This is a genomic window from Ensifer sp. SSB1, assembly GCF_016652895.1.
Lineage (GTDB): Bacteria > Pseudomonadota > Alphaproteobacteria > Rhizobiales > Rhizobiaceae > Ensifer.
Genome location: NZ_JAEPRP010000273.1, coordinates 1 through 6,025, shown reverse-complemented (window position 1 = coordinate 6,025; position 6,025 = coordinate 1). Strand labels below are relative to the sequence as shown.

The following is a 6,025-nucleotide window of genomic DNA, read 5'->3' as shown; positions in this document are numbered from 1 at the left end:
ACTCCCGTCTTTCGACGGCGGAAGAAATAACTTTCCATTCTTAATCAACGACTTACAGGCCCTGATTTCGTTTCGCTTCGCTAGGTTTCGTGCCCTCTCGTGCCATCGGCCCTCAAATCACCGTCTTATCGACTGGATGCAACTTTTTAGCGCCTCCGAGATGAAGCGCGCAACTATTGGAAGGAGGGGGTCTTTTGCCACCGGTGAGGCACTCAATCATGCCAATGTCGTCGACATCAGCGTTTCAACGCCGCATAGAGACCGACATCCTATCAAGTTCGCTTCGGTCCCATAACAGCGGAGCCTATTCTGCAAGAATGCGCTCGGCTTTGAGCGCGTTAGCTTCCGACGGTATTTCGTATCTGGAAATCTTGGGACCTAGCGGTGGGAAGGTAAACGCGGAACTAAGCGGGGTGGAAACCGCTGTTTGCCTTGGTGAGTTGATAGATCGCCACATCGCCGCGCAACTGGCAACCACGGATGCCGTTCGTGCGTGGGATGAGCAGAGGGCAGCCGGCGAACTGACGAATGTCGCCTATGCAAACCGACTGTTGGGCGTAGCGCGGGATGAAGAAGCCGGCTGGCTGGCAATCGTCGATTATAGGCCCCAGGGCGATCGGGAATCGAGGATGAAGCTCACCTATATGGCGGCTTACCTGATCGCGACACGGGGTACATTGAACGCCAAAGAGATGAATTCCGCCCTGGAAGCCCCTCGCGATCGACCGGGCGGCGTATCTGTTTCGTGAGCCTCCATTTTTATGCCGACTCCAGATTGATGTGCTGAGCCACGGGCTCTGCCGACTGGAACCGACAATCAGGTGTCTTATCCGTGCGGCTGTACGCAACGCTCGCCTTGCCCCAAACGCGGTAGATATAGACGAGGTAGACGACTTTCGACCTGTTTTCCGACGTGGTCGTCGAACCACCGGGTCATGCCACACGCGCGAACCCCCGGTCAGGCATGACAACGTGATGACGCAGGACCCCCGGTCCACAACCCTTGTGATTGTGTCGAGGCCGCCGAGATCTTTCATGCGACTGTTTCCTTGCTGGCAAATGACTTTGTTCTATCGCGCATCTAACTTGAATTCGACGTGGATAGTAGTTTGTCGAGAATGCAACAATTATGGAGTGGGGATCCGATGCTAACGATTCAACGCCTGAGTTTGGAGGATGCAAGGCTGCTGATCGCCGGCGCCAGCGCAAAGGCTGAGGAGATAGGCGTCCCGATGTGCATCGCCGTCTGCGATGAATCCGGCCAGTTGATCGCATTCGAACGGATGGATGGAGGCAAAGTCACCAGCACGATAATCGCGCAGGACAAGGCGTATACCGCGGCCGGAGCGAAGCGGACCACGGAGAGCTATGGGTCTGCAAGCCAACCCGGTAGTCCGGCATATGGCATCAACACGGCTATCGGCGGAAGGTTGATGATTGTTGGAGGAGGGGTGCCGGTCATCGTCGATGACAAAGTAGTCGGCGCAATCGGATTGAGTTCTGGAACTCCGGCCCAGGATATAGAATGCGCGCAGAGTGGCGTTGAGGTCTTCATGAGATCCCTCAAGTGAGTCGAACCAAGTTTTGAGTACAGGAGGTGGAGACACATGATTCTTCGGCGGCATCCGCCTCCCCACTCTCTCGTGCTGCAATGAGGTCCTCATGGACGGTAAGCGATCAACTCCTCTCCGCTTTGGAAAAGCCGCTTCCACTACAAAGTGTTCCGTCGAAGCTCCGAAAGCGGCAGCGGTAGATAGTACAACGGCCTTAGCGGGGTGAGATCTCGTCATTCGCGCCGCTTTTTTTCTTCTGTTTGCATGGGATCCGCGATCGCTTCGGTTACGAGGAGCTTGCCACCCTACCAATGCCCATCCACAGCGTCATAAAGAGTGTCCAGCCTGCTCGGACGCATCAGCCATTCGAATGGGCGGACGACGACAACTATTCCTGGCCCCACTCATTGTTCGGATATCAGACCCCGGCTCATCGCCACTACCGGCCGCAACGCTGCGAAAGATGAAAGCTTTGCGTTTCCGCCGGCTTATAACCACTCTCGTACCTGTTCAACAAATTCGTCGGGGCCAATGCCAGAGCTTCCCAGACTTGCCCGGTTTATGTTACGTTCAACGTTTCATGGTTGCGCTATACTAGAGGCTGAGCACGATGCTGGGAAGACGCTCGCGGTCAAAGGACCGGCCATCTCGCCGGCAACGAAGTGGGCGTCCCGAAAGGATCGTCGCAGGATCTTGTACTGACTAAGACAGCACCTGACGCCAAGGGCGGCGCGAGCCAGGCGGCGGCGTCGTGCTGATCAACCTGATTCATGTCATCGACGACCTGCGCAATCTCTGTGGTGACATCGTCAGCGTTCAGGCAGCGGAATCAAACGCTGTCCGAGAATTCCCGGTGGAGGATACTGCCGCCCAATGATCCTGCGCTTCGCCAATGGTGCGTTGGGAACGCTGAGCATTTCCGACAGTGCCTCGGCGCCGTGGAGTTGGGAAATGACAGCCGGCGAGAACAAGATGTACCCGAAGACTGACGAGTCCTGCTACTGGATCGCCGGAACTGAGGGCTCGCTCGGTGTTCCCAAGCTAGACCTCTGGCACTATGGCGGCCAGCCACACTGGGGACGGCCGATCCAGATCGAACGGGCAATCGCCCCAGAAGCCGACCCATTGGTCCTACAGCTCACGCATTTCTGTAAGGTCGCCCGGCGGGAAGTGGCGCCACTCCTAGATGCCCGCGGCGGCATGAAGACGCTGGAAGCCACGCTTGCGGTCAAGCAGGCCGCGGCGCGTGGCGGCATTGTCAATCTGGTGAACGAGGAGCCCAAACTATGCTTGCAGTAAGGGTTGCATACTCGGATCCCGAAAAAAGCGACGAAAGGCGCTTATACCTCGAGTCGCACAAACAGTATCTCCGGGAGACGGCATTGCAGCTTGTTCTGTCTGGCCCCATCCTCAGCCATGCCGGCGATCAGATCGGCGGCATGGTGCTTGCCGAAGTGCATGCCGTGGATGAGTTGGAGGCCTTCAGCGCAGCTGATCCATCTGTTATCCATAGTGTTTATCAGAACGTTGCGGTCTACGAATGGAAAGCAACGATCGACAATCGCGGAAACTGCATAGTGCCGACGGAATAACCGTATTGAGATGGGGTAGGCCGTTATGCGATCTGCAGCACGAGGTGGACTGCGCCTCTTAGACTGGCCAATCTGTCCTCAGCAGACCCCGTATAGCACCGGCCGAGCTTCGACCGCGAACAGAAGCAAGCACTCGGCGAAGGATTAAGCTCACAAGGGATTGACGCACAACCCGTTACAGAAGGATCGCTTACCCACAAAGGTCGTTGTATCGGTATCACCCGTTTTGTAGCTCGAAGTCGTTCAACCGCACGGCTAAGACGCGATTGCGGGCTTTCACGTGTCAACTTGCTCCGGCGCCGCGCTTGATTACGGCAGGATCGCAGATGCCGCGCGCGCGGTCGGGCGCCAAACGTCCGCCCTGTCGCGCTATTGGCTGGAAGTGGCGCGGCCTCGCAGATTCTGTTTTCGGCTTCGGAAACACCGCATCCGAACGCATCCCAGCCGCGGTCCGGCGATCTGCCGCCGTTCTCGCCTCTAACACGCTACAGTGCGTGAGGTCTTCAACCCTCAGCGTCCGCTAGGCATATTGTCGTAGCGAGCCGTCGATTTCACCATCGGGACGTCGTATCGCCTGACGGCTGGATTCCTCGCGGCAATCAGGAGTGGTTCTTGTCCAATTCTCGTTAGCGGAGCGATGGAATGATCGAGGATCTCTTGGCACAAACAGGACGTGGCCTTCTGAGCGCAAGGCAGCGGCGGCGCCTACATCGAGCAGCATTCGACGCCGCACTCGCCCGTGCATATTTGGTTAGAACCGACAACCGTGTGCGTGTCGACGTGATGACACGTTGACGCGTTCGTGCATCGCAATGTCGCGAACCTCACCCATCCGACCGATCTCAACATCCTTTTAGTGGACGAGTTTACCATTCACCCGACTAGGGGTGAGACCCTCGCGCATAGGAGAAAACGAATGAGCACCCATGCCAAGCAGAAGCGACTTTCTACGGCATCGATCCGCGCAATGAAGGGCAGGGACCGTGTGGTATGCCTCACAGCCTACACGACGCCTATCGCCAGGCTGCTGGACCCGTATTGCGATCTCCTTCTCGTCGGTGACTCCTTGGGGATGGTCCTTTACGGGATGGATACCACCGCCAGTGTGAGTCTCGACATGATGACAGCACACGGTCGCGCGGTGATGCGAGGTGTGGAGCGGGCCTGTGTGATCGTGGACCTTCCCTTCGGCAGCTACCAAGTCTCGAAGGAGTGTGCTTTTGAGAACGCGTTGAGGCTCATGCAAGACACTGGTTGCGACGGGGTGAAGCTCAAGGGCGGAGAGGAGATGGCCGAAACGGTCGAGTTTCTGGTCGCGCGTGGTATTCCAGTGTTCGGCCACATTGGCCTAATGCCGCAACTCGTCAACACCGCAGGCGGGTTTCGTTCAATGGAGCATTCCGACGCCGAGGCCGAAAAGATCCGACGCGACGCCGCCGCGATTGAGCAGGCGGGCGCTTTCGCGCTGGTGATCGAAGGCACCGTCGAGTCTCTCGCGAGAGAAATCACTACGTCGCTCTTCGTTCCAACGATAGGGGTCGGAGCATCCGTGGCCTGCGACGGACAAGTGCTTGTCGCCGACGACATGTTCGGTCTGTTCGACGACTTCAAATTCGTAAAGCGTTTTGCAGAGCTTGGACTGCTCGTGTCGAGCGCAGTACAGGGTCACGCGCTCGAGGTGCGTGACGGCCCCGGCGCAAGAGCATGCAAATGCGTCTAAAGAAAGAGCAACGTCGTTCAATGCTGCTTGACCGGGCCATTGAATTATTTGCCGAGAATGGATTTGAGGCTTCGACCCATAAGCTCGCTGACGCGCTAGGCGTCACGCAACCGCTAATTTATCGGTATTTTGCAACGAAGGAGAAGCTGTTGGAGGCAGTCTATTCCTCAATCCTTGAGGATCATTTTAGTGAGGAATGGACACAGCTTATCTCTGATCGCGCGAGGCCTCTCAAAGAACGGCTGATCGATTTTTATAAAGCTTTCGGCCGCGCAACACGTTCCAGGACTTGGCTGCGACTCTATCTCTACGCGGGTTTGAAAGGGCGTGAGCTTAATATGAAATATATTGAGCTGCTGATGACCAATATCATCTTAGTCATTGCCCATGAAGTCAGGCATGAACTGAAGTTGCCAGACCCCATGGAAGTCCCAATCAAGGCAGAGGAATTGGAGGTTATTTGGAACCTACATAACGGGCTTTTTTACTATGGCGTCCGCGATCTTGTTTTTGAGGTGCCCGACATGCCCAACTATGATCTCAGTGTCAGCAGAATTATTACAGTGTTTTTATCCGGCTATTCGTCACAGTTCGACGATGCGGCAAGTGCCTGAACCCGTGTCGTAAATGTGGCGGACCGGAGAGAAGCCTGTCACTTGCCAACCTATCAGCGAACGCAACTCGGGGGCAGATCGGAAGAACCGGAAGTACTGACGCCGGTCAGCTAGCTTTTGGTCCGCCGGTGCCTTGAATGCAGATAATTGCCACGTTGGCAGATTTCGCGAGGCACTTGAGGACCTGGGCGGAGGGCTTGCGTTCTAAGAGCCGGTCGCCGTTGCGGTCGTCCTAGCTGCAAAGTAGCGCGTATAGCCGCTCCTATTGGCCGCATACTTTCGCAGAATGGAGCGGTACACTTGCACATTACCGCATGTGCGCAACTTTGAGCTATCACAACAACGGGGCAACAGGGGGTCGGGTTAGCGATTGCGCGGCTTTCGAATGTTCAGGCTTTTCTGTGCCCCCTACAGCCATGGCCCATCAAGGAAGCCCGCACTCTCAAAGCGTCTTCTGCAACTCCGGCAGAGCGTCGAAGAGATCAGCAACCAGGCCGTAGTCGGCGACCTGGAAGATCGGCGCCTCTTCGTCCTTGTTGATTGCGA

At 56.5% G+C, this 6,025-nt stretch carries 7 protein-coding genes and 2 pseudogenes; 8 read left to right on the top strand and 1 reads right to left on the bottom strand.

Translation table 11 applies throughout. The features are described from left to right. Nucleotides 1-443: 443 nt before the first annotated feature. From I8N66_RS35425 to I8N66_RS35390, 8 genes and pseudogenes are all read left to right on the top strand, one after another. Nucleotides 444-749 (top strand): hypothetical protein, encoded by a 306-nt coding sequence (locus I8N66_RS35425; protein ID WP_291164619.1) that lies wholly within the window; start codon nt 444-446, stop codon nt 747-749. A 396-nt stretch (nt 750-1,145) separates the two neighbouring features. Next, nucleotides 1,146-1,571 (top strand): heme-binding protein, encoded by a 426-nt coding sequence (locus tag I8N66_RS35420; RefSeq protein ID WP_291164616.1) that lies wholly within the window; start codon nt 1,146-1,148, stop codon nt 1,569-1,571. A gap of 350 nt (nt 1,572-1,921) precedes the next feature. Beyond that, nucleotides 1,922-2,039: pseudogene (locus I8N66_RS35415) on the top strand (IS3 family transposase); the annotation flags it as partial. A 265-nt stretch (nt 2,040-2,304) separates the two neighbouring features. After that, entirely contained in the window at nt 2,305-2,430 is a 126-nt protein-coding gene (locus I8N66_RS35410) for a hypothetical protein (protein ID WP_291164613.1), read from the top strand. Then, nucleotides 2,427-2,852 (top strand): hypothetical protein, encoded by a 426-nt coding sequence (locus I8N66_RS35405; protein ID WP_291164610.1) that lies wholly within the window; start codon nt 2,427-2,429, stop codon nt 2,850-2,852. Before I8N66_RS35410 ends, I8N66_RS35405 begins: the two co-directional genes overlap by 4 nt. Further along, a complete protein-coding gene (locus I8N66_RS35400) occupies nt 2,840-3,145 on the top strand; it encodes a YciI family protein (protein WP_291164608.1) in 306 nt (101 codons plus the stop codon). The genes I8N66_RS35405 and I8N66_RS35400 overlap by 13 nt, the downstream gene beginning before the upstream one ends. Before the next feature lie 916 nt (nt 3,146-4,061). Further along, a complete protein-coding gene (gene panB, locus I8N66_RS35395; protein WP_291164605.1) occupies nt 4,062-4,865 on the top strand; it encodes a 3-methyl-2-oxobutanoate hydroxymethyltransferase in 804 nt (267 codons plus the stop codon). Then, entirely contained in the window at nt 4,856-5,479 is a 624-nt protein-coding gene (locus tag I8N66_RS35390; RefSeq protein ID WP_291164602.1) for a TetR/AcrR family transcriptional regulator, read from the top strand. The genes panB and I8N66_RS35390 overlap by 10 nt, the downstream gene beginning before the upstream one ends. 442 nt (nt 5,480-5,921) lie before the next feature. Here the strand turns inward: I8N66_RS35390 and I8N66_RS35385 are convergent. Continuing rightward, nucleotides 5,922-6,025: pseudogene (locus tag I8N66_RS35385) on the bottom strand (electron transfer flavoprotein subunit alpha/FixB family protein); the annotation flags it as partial.

What these genes read in the sequence shown, in the direction of transcription:
- panB (WP_291164605.1), top strand. Translation starts at nt 4,062, where the DNA reads ATGAGCACCCATGCCAAGCAGAAGCGACTTTCTACGGCATCGATCCGC.
- I8N66_RS35420 (WP_291164616.1), top strand. Translation starts at nt 1,146, where the DNA reads ATGCTAACGATTCAACGCCTGAGTTTGGAGGATGCAAGGCTGCTGATC.
- I8N66_RS35405 (WP_291164610.1), top strand. Translation starts at nt 2,427, where the DNA reads ATGATCCTGCGCTTCGCCAATGGTGCGTTGGGAACGCTGAGCATTTCC.
- I8N66_RS35400 (WP_291164608.1), top strand. Translation starts at nt 2,840, where the DNA reads ATGCTTGCAGTAAGGGTTGCATACTCGGATCCCGAAAAAAGCGACGAA.
- I8N66_RS35390 (WP_291164602.1), top strand. Translation starts at nt 4,856, where the DNA reads ATGCGTCTAAAGAAAGAGCAACGTCGTTCAATGCTGCTTGACCGGGCC.